A 23,338-nucleotide genomic window follows, 5' to 3' on the forward strand; every position below is an offset into this window, starting at 1 on the left:
TCCTGCTTACTCAGCCAGCGCCGGGTTCAGAGTGTTATCCCCCTGCATCGGAACCGGTGCTTTTTCGAATAGAACCGGTTTGACCCAACGCAAGCGCAGCGCGTTCGTCAGCACGAAGACACTGGAAAGGGCCATCGCACCCGCCGCCAGAACCGGCGACAAAAGCAACCCGAAGGCCGGATACAGCACGCCGGCAGCCACAGGGATCAGCAATGTGTTGTATGCAAAAGCCCAGAACAGGTTCTGCCGGATATTGCGCATGGTGCGCGTTGAAATGTCAAAGGCGTTGACGACACCTGTCAACTCACCAGACATCAACACAACATCTGCCGCCTCGATCGCCACATCCGTCCCGGTGCCGATGGCAATGCCCACATCCGCTGTTGCCAGTGCGGGCGCGTCGTTGATGCCGTCTCCGACGAATGCCAGCTTGCCCCGCGTTCGCAGATCTTCAAGAGCGGCAACCTTGCCCTCGGGCAGGACTTCAGCCACGACAATATCAATTCCCAATTCGGCCGCAATGGCGTTGGCGGTTCCCTGATTGTCACCCGTGATCATTGCCACGCTCAGCCCCAGATCATGGAATGCTGCGATAGCTGCCGGGGTGGTCGCCTTTATTGGATCCGTCACAGCAATTGTTGCCGCGATCTGTCCGTCAATTGCGGCATAAAGCGGCGTGCGCCCCTTACGGCCCAGTGCCTCGCCGGTTTGAGCAAGCGCCCGCAGGTCGATCCCTTCGCGCTTCATTAACCGGTCGGCGCCGACAAGAATTCGATGGCCCTCAACCGTCGCTTCAACACCGTAACCCGTGATCGAGGTGAACGCCTCGACAACGGCTCCTTTCAATCCCTTCTGGGCTGCGGCCCGCGTGATGGCTTCGGCGATCGGGTGTTCGGACTGCGCTTCGATGGCGGCAACCAGGCGCAGCACCTCATCGCCATCAAACCCGTCAGCGACGATAAGGTCCGTCAATTCCGGGCGACCTTGTGTCAAGGTGCCGGTCTTGTCCAGCGCGACCACCCGCGTCTCTTGTAACATCTGAAGGGCATCGCCCTTTCGGAAAAGGACGCCCATTTCGGCTGCGCGACCCGTGCCGACCATAATCGACGTCGGAGTTGCCAACCCCATCGCGCAAGGGCAGGCAATGATCAAGACGGCGACGCCCGCAATCAGCGCAAAGCTCAGTGCCGGGTCAGGACCAAAGAACAGCCATGCCAGCACCGTCAGGGTCGCGATGACCATGACAGCAGGCACGAACCAGGATGTGATCCGGTCCACAAGACCCTGAATAGGCAATTTGGCACCTTGGGCTTCTTCGACCATCTTGATGATCTGTGCCAGCATCGTATCGGACCCGACCTTGGTCGCGCGGAACGTCAGCGCGCCGGTTCCATTCACCGTGGCGCCCACGATCTCAGACCCGGTGGATTTTTCGACCGGGACGGGTTCGCCGGTGATCATGCTTTCATCGACATATGAACGACCGCTGGAGACAGTGCCGTCCACGGCAATTTTTTCGCCTGGACGCACGTGGATCAGATCGCCCACGACAATATCTTCGATCGGAAGCTCGACGACCTCGCCATCGCGCTCTACCCGTGCGGCTTTCGCCTGAAGCCCGACAAGTTTGCGGATTGCATCTCCTGTGCGCCCTTTGGCGCGCGCTTCCAGAAAGCGGCCAAGCAGGATCAGGACGACAATCACGGCTGCCGCTTCATAGTAGACATTATCAGTGCCAGGCGGCAGCAGACCCGGTGTGAAAGTGGACACCAGTGAGAACACATAGGCCGCGGACGTGCCAAGCGCGACAAGCGAGTTCATGTCAGGCGCACCCTTCAGCAGTTGCGGAAATCCCTTGGTATAAAACCGCAGACCGGGGCCGAACAGGACGACCGTGGTCAGAACAAACTGTAGAATCCGGCTGTTTTGCAGACCGAAGCTGTTTTCGATCCACATATGTATTGCGGGAACCACATGACCGCCCATCTCGATCAGGAAAACCGGCAGAGCCAGAACCGCCGCGATCAGGGTCAGTCGACCGAGATGGGCAATCTCTGCTGCCTTGCGGTCCTGTTTGTCGCGATCTTCACCCGCCTTGACCTTCGCTGGATATCCCAGTTCGGTGGAAATCCGGGCCAAATCTGCCGGCGTAGTTGCGCCGATGGCATAGCGTACGGTTGCAGTTTCTGTGGCCAGATTGACCTGCGCATCGATTACACCGGTGCTGGCCATCAGTTTGCGTTCAACCCGGCCAACGCAGCTGGCGCAGGTCATATTTTCGACTTCAAGGGTCACTTCGTTCGTTGAGGCCGGATAGCCTGCTTCACTCAAAGTATCCATCAACCCAGGCAAGTTGGCGGGGGCGGCGAAGCTTACTCGGGCAGTTTCGTTGGCCAGATTGACTTCGGCAGTTGATACGCCGGGAACTGCGGTCAGTGTCTTTTCGACACGTCCGACGCACGAGGCGCAAGTCATACCTTCGACCGACAAAGTAACATTGTTTTTTTCCGTCATGACACTCTCTGCGATTCGGGCTGCGATTCGGGGGGATCAGGCATGTATCTGGGTTCCAGTGTGGGTAAGGTCAAGCACTGAATATAATATATTTTTGACCCTTGACCTTACCCCATGGGAACCTCCACGTCGCTTGATGATCAACGAAACGGAGAGTGTAATGAGCAAATTCAACGTGCCCGACATGAGCTGCGGTCATTGTAAAGCAGCCATCGAAAAAGCGATCGACGCCGTCGATGGCGATGCGGTTCTTTCCTTCGATCTTGATGCACGCACCGTCGACATCAGCAGCAGACTAAATGATGCCGAACTGGCCGATATCTTGAACAAGGAAGGTTATCCCAGCACGATGGCTGTCTAAGCCAATACGCCGTCTGGCCGGTTGCCACATCAACGCCAAGTGCCTGGTGTTGGCGGCCGTTAGCCATCACTTCAACGAAGAACAGGGCGCGAATGGCCTTGGTTGCGCCGAACGAGGTCACTTCCGTTAACCTCATTCCTGCCAATCTCGACTTCTCGTCCCGGCCGTTCGACCGCCGATCTCGAACGTCACAGTTCGGGCATCAAGTAGAGTCGGTAAACTCTTGCCTTGCCAAGACACCCCGGCGACCAGGGTGTATTTTCTGGATCAGGGCGAACGAAGCCCCATCTGACACACTCACGCACAGCTTATGGCATTGATGATACCCATCACGCCGCGTCATAAGCGGTAAAGACTTCGGTCGTCCCGTCTTTACGGATTATATATACCGCATAGGCATCGCGTTCGCTTTCAGGACCCATGCCGGGTGATCCCCACGGCATGCCCGGAACTGACAAGCCGATTGCGTCTGGTCGTTCGCTCAACAGGCGGCGGATGTCGGCTGGTGGCACATGACCTTCAATGACATATTCTTCCACACGGGCCGTGTGGCAAGACGCCATCTCTTCGCTGATTCCACTTTCCTGCTTCAGACGCACCAGCGCTTCATAGGGGACTTCGCTGACCTCCGTTTCAAATCCTGCTTCGTTTATGACGTCGACCCATGCGCCGCAGCATCCACAATTCGGATCCTTGACGACTTGCATCAACGGGCCTGTGCCAGCCAGAGCAGGCATACTCAGTCCAAGCCCGGCGGCTCCGATAGCACACAGAACTGCGCGGCGATTAAGTGTAAGATTGGTCATTTGGTTCGCTTCCATGTTTGGTGGGTGGGTTGGTGATTTTATTTCATTGTATTTTATCATTGGCGCGATATCACAACATGACAAAGGTCAAACCGTGTCGCTTACGAGCTACCCTGCATCTGTTCGCCTTCCGTCCGCACTTTCTGGGTTTCGCGCATCCGGTCGGGCCAGGTTGACTTGATGAACGCCAGAATATCCCAGATTTCCTGATCACTCAATTGGTCGCCAAAACTGGGCATACTGCTGACAAAATCGGTGACTCCGCTTGCCTCCAGGGCCGCCTGCCCGCCCAACTTTGTGTAATTGAACAGCAGCGCATCTCCGTGATGCCAGGTATGGCCGGTCTGGTCATGCGGGGGAGCGGGTAGAGTGCCGTCATCTTTCGGGCTGCGCCAATCGGGTTCACCTTCCAACTGCGCCCCGTGGCACGAAGCACAGTTTTCAGCGTATAACTTCGCACCGGCCTCGGTATCAGAACTCGCCGGTTGCTTTGGTGGCCCGGCTTTTGCATCGTTGGAGCCTAGGAAGGCCGCGGCGCTCAAAATACCTAATATGGCGACAGCCGCAGCAATCACAAGCTTGGTTCGTGACATCGTTTCTCTCCGTGCTGTGGTTGGTGAAGGTTCTCTTTTTCATCATGATACCTCATCCTGGATTGCCATGATGTCTGCACAGCGACTGTTCGGAAATCCCCGATCCGCCATGAGTGGTCAGCATCTGCCGTCAAAGGTTCGACGGCGCACGGAGCAAGCGACATTATACCATCAGGGATCACGTCCAACCTTTCCCTTTGAAAAATGGTGTTCGTTCCAACAGTCGTCAAACATCGCTGGACCACCAGCAGTCTGGGATCATTCTGCCGCCTTTCTCGTCGCATCGACGATTTCAACCAACTGGGATTTCTCTACAAATCCCGGCACCAGTTCATCACCGATCACAAATGATGGTGTGCCATTGAAGCCCAGGGATTGCGCAAGATTCATCGAGGTCGAGATATGTTCTTCGATTTCAGGTGCTTGCATATCCCGGCGCAGCTGGTCGATATCCAGTCCGACTTCAGATGCGATGCGCATGACAGACGCTTCTTCTGCACGACCACTCATACCCATCAGCGCCCAATGGAATGCTTCGTATTTCCCCTGTTCCCGGGCTGCCAATGCAGCCTTTGCAGCAAAAACCGATCCTTCTCCCAGAATAGGCCACTCGCGATAAACAAGTCGCACATCCGCATCATCCTCAAGCAGTCCTTGCACTTCGTCCATCGCTCGGCGGCAATAGGGACAGTTGTAGTCGAAGAACTCCACCACCGTTACATCCCCATCCGGATTGCCCAGCACCGGTGCATTCGGATCCAGTTCCAGCAAGTTGCGCTGATTGGTCAGAACATCTGCGCGGGCGGCCTCGATGTCGGTGGCTTTCTGTTGTTCCAGGATCGAGACGGCTTCCATGATGATGCTGGGGTTTTCACGGATCGCTTCAAGGGCCAGTTCCTTGATTCTGCCCTCATCTAACTCGTCCGCCCATGTTCCAAACGGCGTCGCCAGACCGATGGCCAGAGCGAGAATTCCATTTCTCAGTTTCATGCTGTTCTCCCATATATTAATTTGTTCATGTCACGCTAATCCAGGTCGCCATGCCCGCTGCTGCATGAGCCAACATGTGGCAATGGAATAGCCACTTGCCGGGTTTGCCAGCGACAAAGGCGATCTCACGTGTTTCACCCCTGAACACCAACAGCGTATCCCTGAGGGGGCCAAGTTTACCATCTTTCAAGACTTCGCGAAAATGCATACCGTGCAAGTGCATGGCATGTGGAAAGACTGTGTCGTTCTGGATGCTGACCCGTGCGGTTTCCCCTGATGATAGCTGCGCAAGTGGAGTATCGTCCATACCGACTATGCCGTTGAACGACCAGAACTGGTTGACTGCGGCCAATTCGCTAAAGTTCATTGTCTTGCCGTCCAGCGTGGCGCTTTGAAGGCCGCCCATAGCGCCACCTTCCATCTTCAAGTCGAACCGGCGTGCCTTGTCCACGTCGGGAACGGACATGTTCGGATTTGGTGGCAGCGGCGTTGGGGTGTTGCGCCTGCTGGCTGAACTCTCGGAAGAACCAACTGGAAAAGCGGCTTGCGAAACAGCTTCTTCATCGTCGATGCGAACCAAATGTGCGACTTCGTCTGTGGCGGCGGTGACATCGGCAAACAGATCGATGCGTTGCGCAGGTGCCAACAGGAAAGGGCCTTCAACCTTCTCTGGCACGTCCAGCGGCATACCGTCATAAGCCATCACCCAACCTTCAAGCCCCGACAGCGCCAGTTGGAATATCTTTGCGTTGGACGCGTTGATCAGGCGCAGCCGCAGACGTTCGTTGGGCTTGACCGGCAACTCTGTTTCCGGCGATCCGTTCGTGGCAACGAAATTTCCGAGACGCCCGGCGTGGCTTCGGTCGTGCGGGGTGTCGAAATCAGTGTCCAACTGCGCCGTTTCCGGGTCCAGGCGCCAATCATCGAGGATCAGAATTTCATCCCGGTCGATGTCAGCCGCTTCCGCTTCATCAACGATCAGGGCACCGTAAAGCCCGCGGGCGACCTGTTCCATAGAGCGGTTGTGGGCATGATACCAATACGTGCCGGCATCATCGGCGGTGAATTCATAGTCGAATGTCCCGCCGGGCGGCACTGCGTCCTGGGTCAGCCCAGCCACCCCGTCCATCGCGTTGTCGATACGAAGACCGTGCCAGTGCACGGAACTGGCCTGTGGAAGCTCGTTGACAAACCGTCGCGCAATGCGATCGCCTTGTTGCACCCGGATCAAAGTTCCCGGCATCTGCCCGTCGTAGCCCCAGATTTGGGTCAGCGGATAGTTGGCAGGCGCGAGTTGGACATCTGCAACGCGGGCAGTCAGCAAAGTGGGGTCGGTCGCGGCCGCGCGAATTGTTCCTGGCACCAGTGTACCAAGTCCCAGGGTCGCCCCCATGCGCAAAACGTCTCGTCGGGTTTGTTTCATTCCGTGTCCTTCTTTGGAAGGGGGCTACAGCCCCCTCCCTAGTTTCGTTTCGCTATGTCACCCGTCGGTGTGATCGTCCATCAGGTAGGTTGCCATGGCCCTTTGATCTTCTTTTGTCAAAAACCTGGTTCCATACATTACAACTTCTCCCATCGACCCTCCAAACGCGTCGCCGTCGGGTTTGATACCGGTTCGCAACGCATAGGCCAGACTGTCTACGGTCCATCCGCGCATTTGTAGCGTTTCATAATCGATGGCCGGGGCTTTGCCTCCTCCGGGTAACGCGGCACTTCCCTTGAAGTGCTGGCTGTCCGTTTTCCGCGCACCTACAATGTTGCGGCCTGTGTGACAGGCTGCACAATGCGTGGCCCCTTCCACGAGCTCCCGACCGCGGTTCCAGGCGTTGCCATTGCCTTCAACCGGATCTGTGCGCGGGGTGGTCAAAAACGCGGCACGCCACAGTTTCAGACCCCAACGCTGGTTGAAAGGGAAAGGCATTTCCTGTTCCTTGGACGGTTCGGCAACTGCAGGGACAGTCTGAAAAGCAGCCCAAAGGTCGGCAATCTCCTGGTCGGTGAAGTTGGCGTAGAAAGGATAGGTAAAGGCTGGATAGTATGGCTCTCCATCCGGCGAGATCCCTTGCCTGACGGCACGCGCAAATTCGTCAATCGTCCAGTCACCGATTCCGTGTTCCGGGTCGGTGGTCAGATTGGGTGAAAACAGCGTGCCGAAAGGTGTGTCCAGTTTTACTCCGCCAGCCAAAGGAGCACCACCTGCCTCAAAATTCGTGTGGCAGGCAATGCAGCCGCTTGCACGGGCGAGATAGGCCCCTTTGCTTGCGTCTCCTTCAAGAGTGATGGGCCCTTTGATCTGCCCGATCGGCCACGCAACGAGTGCGATGGTCGTGAAGGCACCGAACGCCGTCACGCCCAAGGCTAGTTTACTGATACCGCGCATCTTACTTTGATTCCGCACGGAATTTTGTGTGACAGGCGGAGCAAACCTGAGTCACCATTGTGAACGCGCTGTCCACTGGCATTTCAGCAATCTGCGCGACGGTCATGGTGCTTTCCGTTGTGTCAGCGCCGCCCATCATGCCGGATGCGCCGCCCGTCATGCTGGAGCCGCCGCCCATCATTGTGTCTGTGGACGCGGCACCACCGCCTGACGCCATCATCCCGTTGTCAGCAGCGCCTGCCAGCCCTTCGGAAACAACACCAAGCTGTTCGGCCAGTTCCGAGAATTCCTCCCATTTGGTCCAGACGGAGTCTTTGGCTTCTGAGGGCGCACCACCGGTGCCTTCGGGAAAGAGGTTGGTCATGGTCTCGCCAGCGTGACGAGAGAACGTTGCCGCAGCTTGCCGCACAACATCCGCGTCATAGGCGATTTCGCCGCGCATCATGGGCGTGACTGCTTTCACAGCCTTTCCCATGTCAGCCATGGCGTCCATCCGTTCTTTCACGACGCCGGTTGCGCCGCCATGAGCAAAAGCGGCCAAAGCCGTCGAACTTGCGCTGATTGCCGCAATAACAGTCGTTTTTTTCATAGTTTCAATCCTTGATCAGTCTTTTTCAGTTTGCTGGTATCAGGATTGATTTCGCGGCGGCGGGTTGTCTGGAAGGGATGCCCAGCTCTCGCTTTCAAGGTGTGAGAACCAGACTTTCGATTTTCCGGTCTCCAATGGTGCAGACAATGCCGGAAGCAGAAGAAAGGCTCCGGCAGTGAAGCAATCAAGACCGGGGTGGCAATGCCCGGATGAACTGGATGCGGTATCGGCGTGGTGGTCCGCGCCGCTTTCATCCACGAGCGTCTCAGACAGACTGTCAGAGCTTCCCGCGTGGCCATCGGCGACGCCCGGAACACTCGCAAAAGCGACGAAACCGCCGATCAGAACAACAAAGAGCAATCGAAACAGGAATGCACCGGTCTTTGGGAGCATCAATTGATCCCGTTTTCGCGCTGAAGCTCTCGGACATACAGCGCAATATATTGGACATCCCCTCGTGTTACCCCAGTTACAGGAGGCATGTCTCCGAATTTCCAGTGATGCGCGCGAACCCCGCCCATGGCTGCCCTTTGGAATGCTTCATCCGCATGATGCCCCGGCTCGTAAATCTTATGCACCAGCGGAGGGGCTACTCCGTTTTGACCGGCGGCATTTGCGCCGTGGCAAGTTGAGCACTTGGCATCAAATGCGCGTTTTCCAATTGCTGCTTCAGCTGACAATTCCTCGGGCACCCGAACCTCTTTGATCGGATCACCCATTGCGATGTTGCTTGTGTCAGGCGGCGCCATGGAATGGCCTTGCTGTGCTGGCGCCGGCTGAAACGCCTGCCATCCGGCCGCCGCGACGCCAACCAGCAGCGCACCGCCCACGAAAAGTCCCCAATTGCTCATTCGTTTTTCCTTTGGGATTGTTCTTGCGGTAATCAGATCAGCTTGACCTGCGTGCCAACGGGAGTACGGTCATATACTTCTTCGATCTGTTCATTGTAGAGACCTATACAGCCATTCGAAGAATTGCGACCGATTTTGCGCGAATCCTGAGTGCCATGAATGCGGTAGTATTGCCAAGACAGATACAGCGCTCGTGATCCAAGGGGATTTTCGGGGTCGCCTCCCTTTATGATCGCGGGCCATTCCGGATTGCGCTTTCTCATGGATGGTGTCGGCGCCCATGTCGGATTTTTACGCTTTTCTACAACTTCGGTGTATCCGCGACGGGTCAAATCTTCTGTCATTGGAACTGAAGTCGGATAGATCCGCATTTCCCCATCCGCTGTCCAGTGCTGAAGAACACGCGAGACGGTATCGGACAGCAGAATGCCTTTGCCCAAACTATCGAAATGGTCTTTCCATTCATGTAGGGTGAAGGAAGATATGTTTCGCCGCACCGCGGGTTCCTGAATATTCGTTGGAACTTCCTGTGCCCGTAATATGGTTGGTGCAGCCAAAAAAGAAGCCGCACCGGCCATCACCATACGCCTGTCTAGTTTTCCATTGCCTGCCATGTTGCGTCTCCACGCGATTGTTGGACGTTTTTCTGAGCTGCTTATTCGCCTGATCCGATACATTCATCAACTGCTCCGAGCATCAAATTTTGTATCGAAATGTATCCTTGACCTTTCTACAGGTTAGGCGTGCATATGGGGCCAACCCATCCGGAAGAGGCACACATGAGCGACCAAAACGACACCAAACCTACGGCGCAATCCCAGTCGGGGTCGAAGCCGATGCATCTTGCGATGTTGGCCTGTTGTGTCGTCATGTTTATACCGATTGTCGGCTTTGTCCTGGCAGGCGGCGCGTTTGGCGGGGCGGGGTATAACCTGTTCACCTTTGCACCCTTGCTGCTTTGTGTCGGCGTCCATTTCGTGATGCACAAGGTGATGGGCAAGAGCTGTCACAAAAGTGATTCTGGGGCCGATGATTCTGTGGCCGATAATGAAACACACGATATTGTGATCCGCGAAGTGTCATCGGCTGTTCCGCAAGTGCGTCAGGGTTGATCCGGTGCCTGGTTCCGGCCCCCTGCGTGTTGTGTTGGCTGGATTGGCGCTGAGCGGTTGTGCCGCGACACCCAAGCTATGCGAGAAACCGGACAATACGACCGTTGCCTATGGCAATGTGACAATGTCTGCACCAGAGGGATGCTGGTTTACCGGCGACGCAGACAGCCCGGTTCGAACGATTTCTTGTGATGATGGTCGACAGGGTTTGACAATTGCTGACGTATCGGAAATCCCGGTAGGGGCAAATGAATGACGCATAGCACCGTGAGTTAATGAACATGACGATGTTTACATCCCTGATGACAGGAGCCCGCCACATTGGGTTGCTCCTTATGCTTGGTTTGGGAATGCTTGCGACCAGCCCTGCTATCGCAGCGACGTCGGAGGCATATTCCTCGACATCTGTGACCGCAAAATTGATCTCTGCACAGGATGGCGTTCCATCCGGCACTGAAACGCTATCAGCGGGTCTTGACTTGACGCTTGCCGAAGGCTGGAAAGCCTATTGGCGCTCTCCGGGTGAAGTTGGCAGCCCCCCCGAGGTCGATTGGAGCGGCTCAAGCAACGTCGCAAATGTTGAAATGCTCTGGCCAGCCCCGGAGCGGTTCACTGCATTCGGTATCGAAAACTTCGGCTATCACGATTCCGTTGTTTTGCCCCTTCAGATCACTCTTCAACAGCCCGGTGAACCAGTCGATTTGGTCGGAACCGTGAAACTGCTGACCTGCTCCGAGGTCTGTGTTCCTCATACCTTTGAGCTGGCTCTGTCACTGCCGCCGGGTTCGGACATCGATACGGCGTCTGCATCGCGCATCAGCACCTTCTTATCTCGTGTTCCCAGCGAAGGTAACAACACAGGGATTGAGGCTGCTGTTGCGTCAATCGACGCAAAGCAGACAGCCCTGACGCTTGAGTTGCTAAGCGCCAAAGCATTTGTGTCACCGGATGTTTTTGTCGAACTTGGGGCCGGCACAGCTTTGGGTAAACCTGACATCCGGCTCGGGGATGGAGGTCGCAGGCTTTGGGCGCGCATCCCGATCCTTACCGTTAACGAAGAAACCTATGACGATCCCGTCTTGACCGTGACAGACGGTCCTGAACGCGCCCTGACCCTGTCGCCTCAGTTGATGTCGGATCCACCGGAACCGCCGTTCAGGCTTGAACAACTGGTGCCAGGTCTGAACAAATTGGCCTGGATTGCGATGATCGCCTTTCTGGGTGGTCTGATCTTGAATGTGATGCCGTGTGTCCTTCCGGTTTTGTCAATCAAGCTGTCATCGGCGATCAAGGCGCAAGGACGCGGCTCGCGATCTGTTCGTATTGGCTTTCTGGCCGCTGCCGCAGGTGTCATGAGTTTCATGTGGGCTCTGGCCGCCATCCTCTATGTTTTGCAGCTTTTTGGCGTGTCCGTCGGATGGGGACTGCAATTCCAGAATCCGGCATTCTTGGCATTGATGGTCCTTGTGCTCGTTATCTTTTCCGCAAATCTGTTTGGCCTGTTCGAGCTGGCTTTGCCTTCCGCACTCCAGACTCGCTTGTCCAATGCGGGAGGCACCCCGGGTCATGGAGCTGACTTCGCTACCGGATTTTTCGGGGCGGTAATGGCTACCCCCTGTTCGGCACCGTTCCTGGGCACGGCGATAGCATTTGCGCTTGCCGGGCGTGGCGTTGACATCATGATTGTATTCACAGCGCTGGGTTTGGGGCTTGCACTGCCTTATCTGCTTGTAGCTCTCATGCCAGGTCTGGTGTCGGTCTTACCCAAACCAGGACGGTGGATGGTCGGGTTGAAATTGGTTTTGGGGGGGCTTCTTCTCGGAACATCAATCTGGCTCTTGTGGGTCTTGACCAGCGTCGCAGGCCCCCTTTCCATGATCGTAGTTGTCGGCCTTTCACTTCTATTGCTCCTGGTTCTGATTCAGCGCCCCTGGTCCCCTTCCCTGCGCGGCCTGACCGTGATCGTGCTCGCCGTTCTGCCCATGGTTTCGGCCGAACTTCTTGCGCGTCAGGCGTTGGCAGGGCCTGAAACACCAGGGGGGCGGATCAATTGGGTCGCCTTCGACCGTGGGGGCATTGCGCGCCGTGTATCACAGGGCGAAGTGGTTTTTGTCGATGTCACTGCCGATTGGTGCCTGACTTGCAAAGCCAACAAGGCTCTGGTCTTGGAGCGTGAACCGGTCTTGGCCGCCTTGAACAGTGATGGTGTCACCGCAATGCAGGCCGATTGGACGCGCCCCGACGAACGTATCTCGCGGTTCCTTGAAGCAAACAACCGCTATGGAATTCCCTTCAATGCTGTCTATGGACCCGGCGCACCGAACGGAATTATTTTGTCCGAAATCCTGTCGTCACAGGATGTCATGATGGCTCTGGAAACCGCTCGTATCAGCGAGGTCCGTTCCAGCAACCTTGAGTTTGAGAAGTAGCGCGGCGCAAAGACACCGGAAAACCCCAGAATTCAGGAAGCGCAAGGCCAGCGGTGTTTGCAGAATTGCTGACAGCGCAGGCTTTAGCGCCACAGCCGGTATCTTTCAGGGCGTGTTGATTTCTGACAGGTCAAGGTGGCGCATGGGTATCCCCGGATTGCAACTTAGAGCTATGGCCCGGTAATGCCTGTTTCATGGGGATATCAACACGAGCTTTCATGCCGCCCCGACCACAATATTCCTGGCCTGGCCTGGCCTGGCTTAGGGCTTGGATCACTTGAATGCCGTGGCAAGATATCTGCGCCAGATGCCCGGGATGCGACCGTTTTGTTTATGGTGTCGTGATTGAGAGTAGAATCCGCTCAAGCCCGGACCCTATATGAACGGGCGTAAGGTCAAGTGATCCGCCCAGACCTCAATTGATTGCCATTGCCCACCTGTGGAAACGGTTTTGGCATGAAATCAACCAGCGGCTTGTCAAAGCCGCTGGGATAGTTCGTCATGGATTTTCTGTGTCAGCGTTGGATTGGTGGGTGCAAACAGGCTGACCTTTCACATACCCAAACGGAAGGAACACCGAGAACCTTCCCAAAGATCCCTTGCCAACTCATTGTTATTCTTTCAGTTCAGACAACGCCTGCTCTACAATTTGATGCCGTGGATCATTCGCGGCGAGGTCAGCAAGCAAGTTTGAGGCCTGTTCGTAAGCCGAAATCGCATTCTGCTTTTCTCCAAGGACCTTGTAGGCGTTCGCCAATCGCATCCAACCTTCCAGATCTTCAGGGTTTTCTTCAAGTCGAGCGGCAAGTCGCTCCACCATTGAACGGATAAAATCACTACGATCTTCGGCGCTCATTTCGCCAGCAGCCTCGATGTCCTCGGCTGTCGGTCCTGCCCCACCGTTTGCCATCGGTGCATAATCCGTCAGTGAAATTGGGTCCTGGCCAATTTTTTCACCGATCTGATTGGCTTGTGCGACAAAGACTTCCATCCAGGATGCGAATCCGTCGGCGGCCTCCAGACTGGATAACAACAGCTCATAGGCCGCTTGCTCTTCGCCTTTCTGTGCCATGGCCATTGATTTATAGAAAACACCCGCAGGGTTGGTTGGGTCCAGCGCGATTGCTTTGTCAATGGCGGTTTCCGCTTTAGGTGTCACGATACCCTGCTCAGCACTAACCAGGGCTTCGGCCAGCATTGAAAAGGTCGCCGAAGTCGCATCTTCGCGGTCCGCTACGGTCTCGAACGCAGCCGCGGCCCGCGAATACTCTCCCATACGATAGTAGGTCTGTCCTAGCAGCATCCAACCCTCTGACGGCCCGCCTTCCGGATCGGACGCCAATCGGGCATAGAGCTTGTCTGTAAGTTCGGTAATTTTCTCTTGCTCGGCGCGTTCGGCTTGGCGATCTGCAAAGGCCAGGCTTGAGATTTCTGGCGATCCCATGAAGGCATAGTATACGACAGCCAGAAGCGGCACGAATAAAACGGCCAGCCAAAGCCCGACCCTTCCGCTTGTGTTCTCGACAGTCTGTCCGGACACCGTGCGTCTTGCCGCTGCCAGAATGCGCCGCTTGATCTCCTGCTGCGCAGCCGATGCTTCGGAGTTCGATATCACGCGTCGATCAAGGTCACGTTGCACCTCGTCCAACTGATCCACCAGAACTGCTGGCGTCGAATCCTGCGCAGATGTTGGTGCCTGCTCCTTCTTCAGCAAGGGAAAGGCAACGAAGGCGACTGCAATAAGTGTCAGCAACCCCATCCAAACGAAAATCATGTACTTTCTCCTGCCTTCTGGTCATCTATGAACTGTTTGATTTCTTGCTCTTCGGCTTCGCTCAGTTTGTTTTGAACAGGCTTCCTTCTCCTGCGCAACAACGTCATCCAGCCAACACCGACGCCGATGATCAACAGCGTTGGCGGTGCAAACCACAAGACGTAGGTTTTGGCATTCAAGGGCGGTCTAAGCAGGACATAGTCACCATAGCGAGCTTGGATAAAGGCCGTGGCCTCTTCGTTAGTGTCCCCGGCCATGATGCGTTCACGAACCAGCAACCGCAGATCGCGCGCGACGCCCGCGTTTGAACTGTCGATGTCCTGGTTCAGACATACGACACAGCGAAGCCCCTTTGACACTTCGCGCGCGCGTGCCTCCAATACCGGATCATCCAGCATTTCGTCCGGCTCAACAGCCAATGCCGTCATCGGCAAAGCCATCGCCAGAAGAAGTATAAAAAGTCGCAACATCACAGATCCTCTCTGTTCAGGGCACCGGCTTGGACCAGGGCCTCGCGAAATTTACCGACCGCTTCCTCTCCCACGACCGGGCCGACATAGCGGTAGAGCACGGTGCCATCGGTGCCGACAATGAAGGTTTCCGGCACTCCGGAAATGCCCCACTCAATCCCGGCCCGCCCCGACAGGTCAGAGCCAATCCGTGTGTATGGGTTCCCGAGTTCGGCCAACCACCGCGCCGCGTCTTCGGGTTCGTCCTTGTAGTTGATGCCAAAAAGCCGGATGCCATCGCGCTCGGCCAAGCTGGTCAGCACTGCATGTTCCGCGCGACATGGCACGCACCAGGACGCAAAGACATTCACGACGACTGGTGAATCGGTTCCAATCAAGTTTGAACGCGACAAGCCCGGGGTATCCAGACCCGCAACCGGCCCCAGTTCAAACTCTGGTGCTGGTTGCGAGATCAACACGGTCGGGACTTCATTCGGATTCCGATCCGGGTTCAAACCCCAGAGAAGAAACCCCCCGAAAACAACCGCAATCAGGAACGGTAGGAAAGCCAGTACTCGTAACATGTTCTATTCCGCCGGATTCGTGATCGCAGGGAGCACTGGTTTGCGTTTCGGTGCGCCGACCCGAAGCCGTCGGTCTGACAAGGACAATCCGCCTCCAGTGATCATGATTACGGCGCCCAACCAGATGAAGTTGACGAACGGCTCATAAAGAATGCGCAGGGTCCAAGCGCCACTTAGTTCCGCGTCGTCAGACGCCGGTTCAGCTATCGAGGTATAGAGATCACCAACAATGGTAGAGCGAATAGCGCTTTCTGTCGTTGAGCTTTCGGCAATCGGGTAGAAACGCCGCTCGGGGAACAGGGTCGTGACGGCTTCCCCTCCTTTCGTGACATACAACGTGCCGCGGTCGGCGAAATAATTTGGTCCACGCACCCGCTCGACCCCGTCGAACCTGACCTCGAAACCGGCAATTTCAATGGTTGTCCCGGGCGAAACAAATACGACCTCTTCAACCTTCCAGGCGCTGGAGCCAATAAGGCCAAGCATAAGGACCGCAAGACCGGCATGGGCCAATGTCATTCCATACGATGCGCGCGGCAGATTGCGCGCACGACGCAGCGCATCGGGAAAGGGCACATCAAACAGTCGAATGCGCATCGCCCATTCCCGCAACGTCGCGAGCAACAACCAGATGGCCAGCAGGACCGACAGGTGCGCCAGCAATGGTCCACCTTCCTGAAGATACCACAGAACTAGGGTCGCGACGATTGATGCCAGTGCGACGAATTTCACACGCTGTAGAACACCGGGCAAATCAGCCCGTTTCCAACTCAGGTATGGGCCGACGCCCATGAAAAACACCAATGGCAGCATCATTGGTATGAAGGTTGAGTTAAAGAAAGGGGGTCCGACTGAAATTTTTTCTCCAGTGACCGCCTCAAGAAACAGCGGATAGAGCGTCCCGAACAGGACCGACCCGGTTGCCGCGCCAAGGATAAGGTTGTTGACCAGCAATCCAGCTTCGCGGCTGATGGGTTTGAAAACCCCACCAGCCTCCATCATCGGCGCACGCCATGCGTAAAGTGCCAGCGAGCCACCGATCGACAACGCCAGCAGGAACAGGATGTAAAGCCCGCGCTCCGGGTCAACGGCAAAGGCGTGGACCGAAGTCAAAAGCCCTGACCGCACCACGAACGTTCCCAACAATGACAGCGAGAACGTCAGGATCGCCAACAGGATTGTCCAGCTTTTGAATGCATCGCGTTTTTCGGTAACGATAGCGGAATGAAGCAAGGCAGTGCCAAGCAGCCAAGGCATGAAGCTGACATTCTCAACCGGATCCCAGAACCACCAGCCACCCCAGCCAAGCTCATAATAAGCCCACCACGAGCCAAGCACGATGCCTGCGGTCAGGAAAATCCAGGCGGCCAACGTCCAGGGACGCACCCAGCGGGCCCATGCGGCATCGACCCGGCCTTCCAACAATGCAGCCACGGCGAAAGAAAAGACGATCGAGAAACCGACATATCCGAGGTAAAGGAACGGAGGGTGAAGCGCGAGGCCGAAATCCTGCAAAAGCGGGTTCAGATCGTTACCGTTCGCAGGGGGTGGAAACACCCGGTCAAACGGGTTCGATGTCAGAAGCATGAATGACAAGAAGCCTGAACTGATCCACGCCTGCACGGCGAGCGTGCGCGCCTTCAACGAGTCCGGTATATTGCTGCCAAACACCGATACGGCGGCGCCGAAAATGGTCAGGATCAACACCCAGAGCAATAATGACCCCTCGTGACTGCCCCAGGTTCCGGCAATCTTGTAGAGCATGGGTTTGAGTGAATGCGAGTTCGATGCCACGTTGACAACGGTAAAGTCGCTGATGATGAAGCTTCGCATCAAGGCGGCGAATGCAACCGCGACAAGCACCAACTGCCCGATTGATGTCGCACGTGCGGACTGCATCCAGAGCAGCTTGCCGCGATTAGCCCCCATCACGGGGAGTACGCTTTGGATGAGTGCCAATGCAAAGGCGAGTGCTAGGGCAAAGTGGCCGATTTCGGGTGTCATGTTGCTATCCTGTCAATCAAGTACAGTCGTGGTGCCCTCACCCTCGAAAGGGTGAGATCTGTCTGGCGAAGGTCAATCTTCGAGTGCAGCTTTTCGCTTGAGAAACTCTTCTTCATCGATCTCTCCTTTGGCAAAGCGGGATCTGAGGACGTTCATTGCATCCGAAGATTTGTTCCCGCCGGGTCGATCACCGGAGAACCAGCGAACCGCCAGCACGATCAAGACGATGATCACGCCCCAAAAAGCCAACATCATGAGTCCACCAAACATACCATATGCTCCGCCTCCAGTCATGTGGCCGTACCCCCTACCCCAATCATCTGCCCTGTCCGCATAGGCGATGTTCGCCATAAGCAGCGCGGCCAGAGTTGTTAGACCTAGCTTCATGTTCATGATGGTCTCCTTTCATTGATAAGTCGTCCGCAAAAGGAATCGCGATGGTTGCACGTAGCCCCCCTTCGTCGCGATTGGAAAGTGAAATATCGCCGCCATGGGCACGAATTATCGTTCGAGCGATTGATAAACCCAACCCATGCCCGCCTGTTTCAAGCGATCGTGATTGCTCAAGGCGAAAGAAGGGATCAAAGACGCGCTCCAGTTCTGGGGCGGGAATGCCGGGGCCATTATCTTCGACGGTGATGATGAATTCCTCGGTGCGGCTTTGATGGCTGACACGCGTCGCACCACCATAGCGAACTGCATTTTCGATGACGTTGCGCAGGGCACGTCGCAGCGCATGAGGGCGAATCCGGGCTTTGACCGTTGGACCGTCTTCAAGGTGAAACGGCGTCACCATGTCAGATTTCAGCGCATCAAGAAATTCGCCGATATCAATGGTCTCGGGCTCTTCGGAATCCGCAAGCCCACGCGCGAATGTCAAAGTGGCTTCGACCATGGACTGCATTTCCTCGACCGAGGCGATAAGACTATCGCGGGTTTCAACGTCATCTACCATTTCAGCCCGCACCCGCATCGCTGTGAGCGGTGAGCGTATGTCGTGCCCAAGCGCCGCAAGTAGTCGAGTTCGGTCTGCCACAAACCGTGTCAGGCGATCCTGCATCCGATTGAAGGTCGAGGTCAGGTCACGCACCTCGGTCGGTCCGGCCATGGGCAAATCCGCCACATCTTCGCCCCGTCCCAATCGATCTGCCGCGCCAACCAGCCGTCGCAGTGGACCCGTCAAACGGGTCATCAGGAACCAAAAAATCGCGATCAGAATGACCGCTGCCGATAATGCGAAGGTCAACATTGAATAAACAGGCCATTGGATCGGCGGTCGTTCGAATCGCGTTCCGACGTTCAACCAGCGCCCGCCTGCGATCGCGATGGACAAATTCATCTCGACCGCCGAAAGCCCGCCGCGCATCATTGCCGCGTGCATTTCGGACATCTGTTGTGAAAGTTGCGGAAGCGGAAGAATCCGCCCTTCAATCTCATGCAGTTCGACGCGGATGTCGCGACTGTAACCATCGTCAAGAAGCGCGCGGATACGTGTCTCGACCAGACCGCCGTCCGAATGACCAGTAAGCTGAACCATGGGTTCTTTTGCCAGATCAAATCGGACAAGTGGCGAATTTGCAGCGCGCAGGATCGACATGTGCAAATCTTCAGGGGCTTCTTCGATCAACCGCGCGACATTGGCGGCGCGCCCGGCTGCTTCGAAACCAAGAGCTGCACGCACTGCCAAACTGCGTTCATCCGCGAACAGCCAAAGGCTGATCACCTGCGCGACGGTCAAGGCCGCGATCACCAACAGAACCAGTTGAACCCGCAGAGTATGAATGGGCGCGAAGATCATCCGTTGACCTCTACATCAACACTCAGACAATACCCGCCGTTGCGAATCGTCTTGATGATCTTCGGGCGCAGGATGTCGGGTTCGATCTTGCGACGCAGCCTGCTGATCTGGTTGTCAATGGTGCGGTCCAGAGGACCCGCCGCCCGTCCAGCAGCCAAATCCAGAAGTTGGTCGCGATTAAGGATTACCCTGGGGCGTTCAAGCAGCACCATCAGAAGTTTGAAATCTGCGCTGGTCAGCGCAATTTCCGTGGCACCGCTGTCCAAAAGAACCTGTCGGTCAACGTCAAGGGTCAAATGCGCAAATCGAACTTTCTTGCCGGCAAAGTCACCTGCCACGGTTTCGACCGGAGGCGCGCGGCGCAGCACTGCCTTGATCCGCGCCAACAATTCGCGGGGGTTGAACGGCTTCGCGATATAATCGTCCGCTCCGATCTCCAGTCCGACAATCCGATCGGTTTCCTCGCCCAATGCTGTCAACATTATGATTGGCAGGCTTTTGTCCGCCGCAAGACGTTGACAGACCGAAAGCCCGCTTTCACCCGGCATCATGACATCCAGAACCATGAGGTCGAAATGCCCTTTGGCCAGTTTCGCATCCATGTCCTGTGCGTCTTTCGCGGATGTGGCGCGCAGCCCGTTCTTTTCAAGAAAACGGGTCACGCTGTCACGGATCTGCTGGTGATCGTCGACAACAAGGATATGCGGCGGGTTCGTCATGGTCTCTTTCTAAGATATCTTCGCAGGGGCGGTCAGACCCATTTTTGTCACCGATTGTATCAAGAATCGGGCGTTGCGACAGATGGTTACATTCCGAATGATGCATATCCTTCCAATTCGATTTCTTATGCCGATGTAAACGAGGCAACAAAACACGAAAAGAGGATACGATGTCCAAGACAACCAATACCGCACTCGCCCTGGCGCTGGTCTTCAGCACAACCGGAGCAGCATTTGCCGAAGCAGGACACCACGATGGTGGGAAAGCAGGAGCAGGTAAAGCCAATCCTCCAAGCTCTGGGGCGATGGCAGACAGTTCTGGACCCATGGGTATGATGGGCCAGGGTGGTATGATGGACGGCGACCACCGTCAAATGATGCAAGGCATGATGAAAATGATGATGCAGATGCATGGTGGGATGATGGGCGGCGGCATGGGCAACATGGGCGGCGGCATGGGCAACATGGGTGCTGGCATGGGCAACATGGGAGCGGCCAGATCGCAGGGAATGATGGGACAAGATATGATGTCTCTCATGCGCGGGTCGATGATGGACCGATTTGATGTCGATGGTGATGGGATTGTTTCAGGTGACGAGGCACTTGGCCAATTGCAGTCAATGCACGCGGATGCTGACACGAATGGTGACGGTGCGCTATCACTTGAGGAGTTCGAAGTTCTGCACGGTGAAATCACCCGGTCCATGATGGTTGACCGTTTCCAGTATCTTGATTCGGATGGGGACGGCATGGTGACACCAAGTGAAATGACAACCCCTGCCAAGCGTATGAATATGCGTCCGTCTTCCGATGGAATGATGGGTGACGATACCGGCACTGAAAAAAGCGAAGATACCGGCACCGAGAACAGCACTGAAAACAACTGAGACGTTTAACTGGGTGCATCCAAATGGTATGCACCCGGTGCTCCGACCGACATTAGACTTCCCCCCGATGTCGGTCGGAATAATTCCAAGAGGAGATACATGATGACATACACTTTCAACCGGCTGCTTTCCGATGTGTCAATTGATGATGCAGAAATGCGCGTGCGTGACGCTCTGAGTGAACAGGGGTTTGGCGTTTTGACCGAAATCGACGTCAAGGCCACGATGAAAAAGAAGATTGACGTCGACATGGACGGCTACCGTATCTTGGGCGCGTGCAACCCTGAAATGGCGCATCAGGCCATTGGGTTGGAGCCGCGCATCGGCGCGATGTTGCCCTGCAACGTCATCCTGCGTCAGGTAGACGGTGGCACTGAAGTCAGTGCAATCGACCCGGTCGCATCCATGGCGGCCGTCGAGAACAGAGGTCTGCATGAGGTGGCCGGTGAAGTTCGTGACATGCTGCGCACAGTGATCGAGGCAGCTTGATGTCGTTTCAGGAGTGTAGAAGATGAAATTTTCACGCCGAAGCACTCTGGTCTTCCTGGCATCTCTACCCGTTCAGGCACTTGCAACAGCGACGCTGGCCCAGAATCGTGACATCTGGACTTCCGCAGAGGCATTCGAAGCCTTGAAACAGGACCTGATACGGATGCTTGATATTCGTTCCGCGGAGGAATGGCGCCAAACAGGCGTAGCTCAGGGTGCCTGGCCTGTCAGCCTGCACGATGAGCGTTTTCCCGAACGCCTGTTTGCCGCACGTGATCTGGCCGAAACCCGCCCCGTTGCCCTGATTTGCGCAACGGGTGGGCGATCCGGCAGTGTGATGAGCAGTCTTCGCAAGTCTGGATATGACAGTTTTATCGATGTGGCAGATGGAATGCTTGGGTCACGCAGCGGACCGGGATGGGTCAAGGCCGGTCTGCCGGTCGTCACCGCACAGCAGGCAATCTCTGACTTGCCGTCTGTTCTCAGGCTGTGAACCGGAGAAAAAGCGAATGAAACGCCGGACTTTCCTTGGCAGCCTGTCTGCCAGCGCATTTCTTGTGGGGACATCGTCCTTTTCCCTTGGCCAGGCGGCGGTAAAACGGCTGACCATGCCGCCACTTTTGGACGCCAGGTCAGCGGGGCAGGTTCGGTTGGAGGCGCTGAAAGGGCAAACAGGGTTTGTAGGCTCGTCCGGCACCAACACTTGGGGATTCAACCAACCCTTCCTGGGTCCAACCTTGCGAATGCCAACAGGTCGTTCAACCCAGGTCGACGTCTACAACTCACTTGACGAAACGATTTCAGTGCATTGGCACGGCCTTCTTGTGCCGGGGGTGGTCGATGGTGGCCCGCATCAACCCATCGCGCCGGGAAAAACCTGGTCGCCTGAACTGGCGATCACCCAGCCAGCAGCAACCGCTTGGTATCATTCCCACGCTCACGGGGCGACTGCCCGGCAGGTTCAACTGGGGCTGGCAGGCGTGCTTCAGATTGACGATGGTCAGGATGATGCGCGTGGATTGCCGTCGGAATATGGTGTCGACGACCTGACTTTGGTGTTGCAGGATCGGCGGTTTACACGAGGAGGTGACTTTGACCTTTCCCCTTCCATGCCCGACCGAATGATGGGATTTCTTGGTGATACCATCCTGATCAATGGCCAGGTCGGCTCTTCTGCTGTTGTGCCCAAGGGATTGGTTCGTCTTCGTCTGTTGAACGGGTCGAATGCGCGTATCTATACGCTTGCTTTGTCGGATGATCGGCCCATGCATCTTGTTGCCACCGACAGCGGCTATCTGGACAAGCCGATCCAATTGTCGAAATTGCTCATCTCGCCCGGCGAACGTTTCGAAGTCCTTGTCGATTTCTCAAATGAGCGCGACGTGACGCTGACCTCTGAACACAATCCCAATATCGGGATGATGGGTGGCATGATGGGGGGTCAACGCCAGCAAAGCGGGCGCTTCACCGTATTGCCCTTTACCGTTGATACCACCCTTCCCGTTCGGATCACGAAACTGCCTGACGACCTTGGAGGCACCCGTCCAAATGGGAATGCCGCCAATGCGAACTGGCGCCGTCTTTCGTTGGATATGCCCATGGGAATGGGAATGATGTTTGGACGTTCTGACAGTATGTTCTCGATCAATGGCGACGCCTTCGCGATGGACCGGATCAATTTCCGTGTGACCCAAGGGGCATTCGAGCGATGGACAGTCAGCGCTGATATGATGATGCATCCGTTTCATGTCCATGGTGCCAAGTTTCAGGTCTTGTCTGAGAACGGTCGCGCGCCGCGACCTCAGAATACGGGTTGGAAAGACACCGTTTTGGTCAATGGCGCGGTCGACCTGCTGATCCGATTTGACCAACCCGCCCCGGCCAATGCGCCCTATATGTACCATTGCCATATCCTCGAACATGAAGATGCAGGGATGATGGGTCAGTTCACCGTTGGCTGAGACGCCTCACCTTGCGGGAACGGCCATATCCGAATTCAGAAAGCGCAA

At 56.0% G+C, this 23,338-nt stretch carries 24 protein-coding genes; 7 read left to right on the forward strand and 17 right to left on the reverse strand.

The genetic code is table 11. The annotated features are described in order from the left end of the window. Positions 1 to 6 precede the first annotated feature (6 nt). Positions 7 to 2,514 carry a heavy metal translocating P-type ATPase gene (locus AC13C8_RS07010; protein ID WP_482846850.1) on the reverse strand — a complete coding sequence of 836 codons (2,508 nt, stop codon included), beginning with the start codon at positions 2,512 to 2,514 and terminating at the stop codon, positions 7 to 9. Between the two features lie 160 nt (positions 2,515 to 2,674). Here AC13C8_RS07010 and AC13C8_RS07015 point away from each other — a divergent pair, with 160 nt between their 5' ends. Continuing rightward, a complete protein-coding gene (locus AC13C8_RS07015; RefSeq protein ID WP_482846851.1) occupies positions 2,675 to 2,875 on the forward strand; it encodes a heavy-metal-associated domain-containing protein in 201 nt (66 codons plus the stop codon). Between the two features lie 329 nt (positions 2,876 to 3,204). Here the strand turns inward: AC13C8_RS07015 and AC13C8_RS07020 are convergent, their stop codons facing one another. The 9 genes from AC13C8_RS07020 to AC13C8_RS07060 all read right to left on the reverse strand — a co-directional run bounded on the left by AC13C8_RS07020 (position 3,205) and on the right by AC13C8_RS07060 (position 9,698). Further along, on the reverse strand, positions 3,205 to 3,681 hold the full coding sequence (locus AC13C8_RS07020; protein ID WP_091433194.1) for a DUF411 domain-containing protein: 477 nt from the start codon (positions 3,679 to 3,681) through the stop codon (positions 3,205 to 3,207). A 101-nt stretch (positions 3,682 to 3,782) separates the two neighbouring features. Further along, positions 3,783 to 4,274, reverse strand: a complete 492-nt coding sequence (locus tag AC13C8_RS07025) for a c-type cytochrome (RefSeq protein ID WP_482846852.1) — start codon at positions 4,272 to 4,274, stop codon at positions 3,783 to 3,785. Between the two features lie 258 nt (positions 4,275 to 4,532). Continuing rightward, complete coding sequence (locus tag AC13C8_RS07030; protein ID WP_091432792.1) at positions 4,533 to 5,264, reverse strand: DsbA family protein; 732 nt, start codon at positions 5,262 to 5,264, stop codon at positions 4,533 to 4,535. A gap of 25 nt (positions 5,265 to 5,289) precedes the next feature. After that, positions 5,290 to 6,687 (reverse strand): multicopper oxidase family protein, encoded by a 1,398-nt coding sequence (locus AC13C8_RS07035; RefSeq protein ID WP_482846853.1) that lies wholly within the window; start codon positions 6,685 to 6,687, stop codon positions 5,290 to 5,292. Between the two features lie 57 nt (positions 6,688 to 6,744). Then, entirely contained in the window at positions 6,745 to 7,644 is a 900-nt protein-coding gene (locus AC13C8_RS07040) for a c-type cytochrome (protein WP_482846854.1), read from the reverse strand. Position 7,645: 1 nt separating this feature from the next. Then, the gene (locus AC13C8_RS07045) at positions 7,646 to 8,233 is read right to left on the reverse strand and encodes a c-type cytochrome (RefSeq protein ID WP_482846855.1); all 588 of its coding nucleotides are present in this window, start codon (positions 8,231 to 8,233) and stop codon (positions 7,646 to 7,648) included. A gap of 39 nt (positions 8,234 to 8,272) precedes the next feature. Further along, positions 8,273 to 8,626 (reverse strand): hypothetical protein, encoded by a 354-nt coding sequence (locus AC13C8_RS07050; protein WP_482846856.1) that lies wholly within the window; start codon positions 8,624 to 8,626, stop codon positions 8,273 to 8,275. Beyond that, positions 8,626 to 9,084 carry a c-type cytochrome gene (locus AC13C8_RS07055; protein ID WP_482846857.1) on the reverse strand — a complete coding sequence of 153 codons (459 nt, stop codon included), beginning with the start codon at positions 9,082 to 9,084 and terminating at the stop codon, positions 8,626 to 8,628. The genes AC13C8_RS07050 and AC13C8_RS07055 overlap by 1 nt, the downstream gene beginning before the upstream one ends. A gap of 32 nt (positions 9,085 to 9,116) precedes the next feature. Next, positions 9,117 to 9,698, reverse strand: coding sequence for a L,D-transpeptidase (locus tag AC13C8_RS07060; RefSeq protein ID WP_482846858.1), 582 nt, complete (start codon positions 9,696 to 9,698; stop codon positions 9,117 to 9,119). Positions 9,699 to 9,863: 165 nt separating this feature from the next. Between AC13C8_RS07060 and AC13C8_RS07065 the strand changes: the two genes are divergently transcribed. Then, positions 9,864 to 10,196 carry a DUF2933 domain-containing protein gene (locus AC13C8_RS07065; RefSeq protein ID WP_091433192.1) on the forward strand — a complete coding sequence of 111 codons (333 nt, stop codon included), beginning with the start codon at positions 9,864 to 9,866 and terminating at the stop codon, positions 10,194 to 10,196. A 407-nt stretch (positions 10,197 to 10,603) separates the two neighbouring features. After that, complete coding sequence (locus AC13C8_RS07070) at positions 10,604 to 12,625, forward strand: protein-disulfide reductase DsbD family protein (RefSeq protein ID WP_482846859.1); 2,022 nt, start codon at positions 10,604 to 10,606, stop codon at positions 12,623 to 12,625. Between the two features lie 613 nt (positions 12,626 to 13,238). Here the strand turns inward: AC13C8_RS07070 and ccmI are convergent. From ccmI to AC13C8_RS07105, 7 genes are all read right to left on the reverse strand, one after another. Beyond that, positions 13,239 to 14,399, reverse strand: a complete 1,161-nt coding sequence (gene ccmI / locus AC13C8_RS07075) for a c-type cytochrome biogenesis protein CcmI (protein ID WP_482846860.1) — start codon at positions 14,397 to 14,399, stop codon at positions 13,239 to 13,241. Continuing rightward, entirely contained in the window at positions 14,396 to 14,869 is a 474-nt protein-coding gene (locus AC13C8_RS07080; RefSeq protein WP_091432773.1) for a cytochrome c-type biogenesis protein, read from the reverse strand. Before AC13C8_RS07080 ends, ccmI begins: the two co-directional genes overlap by 4 nt. Then, on the reverse strand, positions 14,869 to 15,432 hold the full coding sequence (locus AC13C8_RS07085) for a DsbE family thiol:disulfide interchange protein (protein WP_091432770.1): 564 nt from the start codon (positions 15,430 to 15,432) through the stop codon (positions 14,869 to 14,871). The genes AC13C8_RS07080 and AC13C8_RS07085 overlap by 1 nt, the downstream gene beginning before the upstream one ends. Positions 15,433 to 15,435: 3 nt before the next feature. Beyond that, positions 15,436 to 17,436 (reverse strand): heme lyase CcmF/NrfE family subunit, encoded by a 2,001-nt coding sequence (locus tag AC13C8_RS07090; protein ID WP_091432768.1) that lies wholly within the window; start codon positions 17,434 to 17,436, stop codon positions 15,436 to 15,438. A gap of 72 nt (positions 17,437 to 17,508) precedes the next feature. Beyond that, positions 17,509 to 17,706, reverse strand: coding sequence for an SHOCT domain-containing protein (locus AC13C8_RS07095; protein WP_482846861.1), 198 nt, complete (start codon positions 17,704 to 17,706; stop codon positions 17,509 to 17,511). Between the two features lie 46 nt (positions 17,707 to 17,752). Continuing rightward, a complete protein-coding gene (locus AC13C8_RS07100; RefSeq protein WP_482846862.1) occupies positions 17,753 to 19,234 on the reverse strand; it encodes an ATP-binding protein in 1,482 nt (493 codons plus the stop codon). After that, positions 19,231 to 19,953: a response regulator gene (locus AC13C8_RS07105; protein ID WP_482846863.1), complete on the reverse strand. Its 723-nt coding sequence runs from the start codon at positions 19,951 to 19,953 to the stop codon at positions 19,231 to 19,233. Before AC13C8_RS07105 ends, AC13C8_RS07100 begins: the two co-directional genes overlap by 4 nt. Before the next feature lie 170 nt (positions 19,954 to 20,123). Here AC13C8_RS07105 and AC13C8_RS07110 point away from each other — a divergent pair, with 170 nt between their 5' ends. From AC13C8_RS07110 to AC13C8_RS07125, 4 genes are all read left to right on the forward strand, one after another. Then, positions 20,124 to 20,840: an EF-hand domain-containing protein gene (locus tag AC13C8_RS07110; RefSeq protein WP_482846864.1), complete on the forward strand. Its 717-nt coding sequence runs from the start codon at positions 20,124 to 20,126 to the stop codon at positions 20,838 to 20,840. Positions 20,841 to 20,942: 102 nt separating this feature from the next. Next, the gene (locus AC13C8_RS07115) at positions 20,943 to 21,329 is read left to right on the forward strand and encodes a DUF302 domain-containing protein (RefSeq protein ID WP_482846888.1); all 387 of its coding nucleotides are present in this window, start codon (positions 20,943 to 20,945) and stop codon (positions 21,327 to 21,329) included. A gap of 22 nt (positions 21,330 to 21,351) precedes the next feature. Next, positions 21,352 to 21,822, forward strand: a complete 471-nt coding sequence (locus AC13C8_RS07120; protein ID WP_091432759.1) for a rhodanese-like domain-containing protein — start codon at positions 21,352 to 21,354, stop codon at positions 21,820 to 21,822. 16 nt (positions 21,823 to 21,838) lie between these two features. Beyond that, the gene (locus AC13C8_RS07125; protein ID WP_482846865.1) at positions 21,839 to 23,290 is read left to right on the forward strand and encodes a multicopper oxidase domain-containing protein; all 1,452 of its coding nucleotides are present in this window, start codon (positions 21,839 to 21,841) and stop codon (positions 23,288 to 23,290) included. The last annotated feature ends 48 nt before the right edge of the window (positions 23,291 to 23,338 follow it).

It is taken from the genome of Aliiroseovarius sp. B-4 (genome assembly GCF_056857795.1).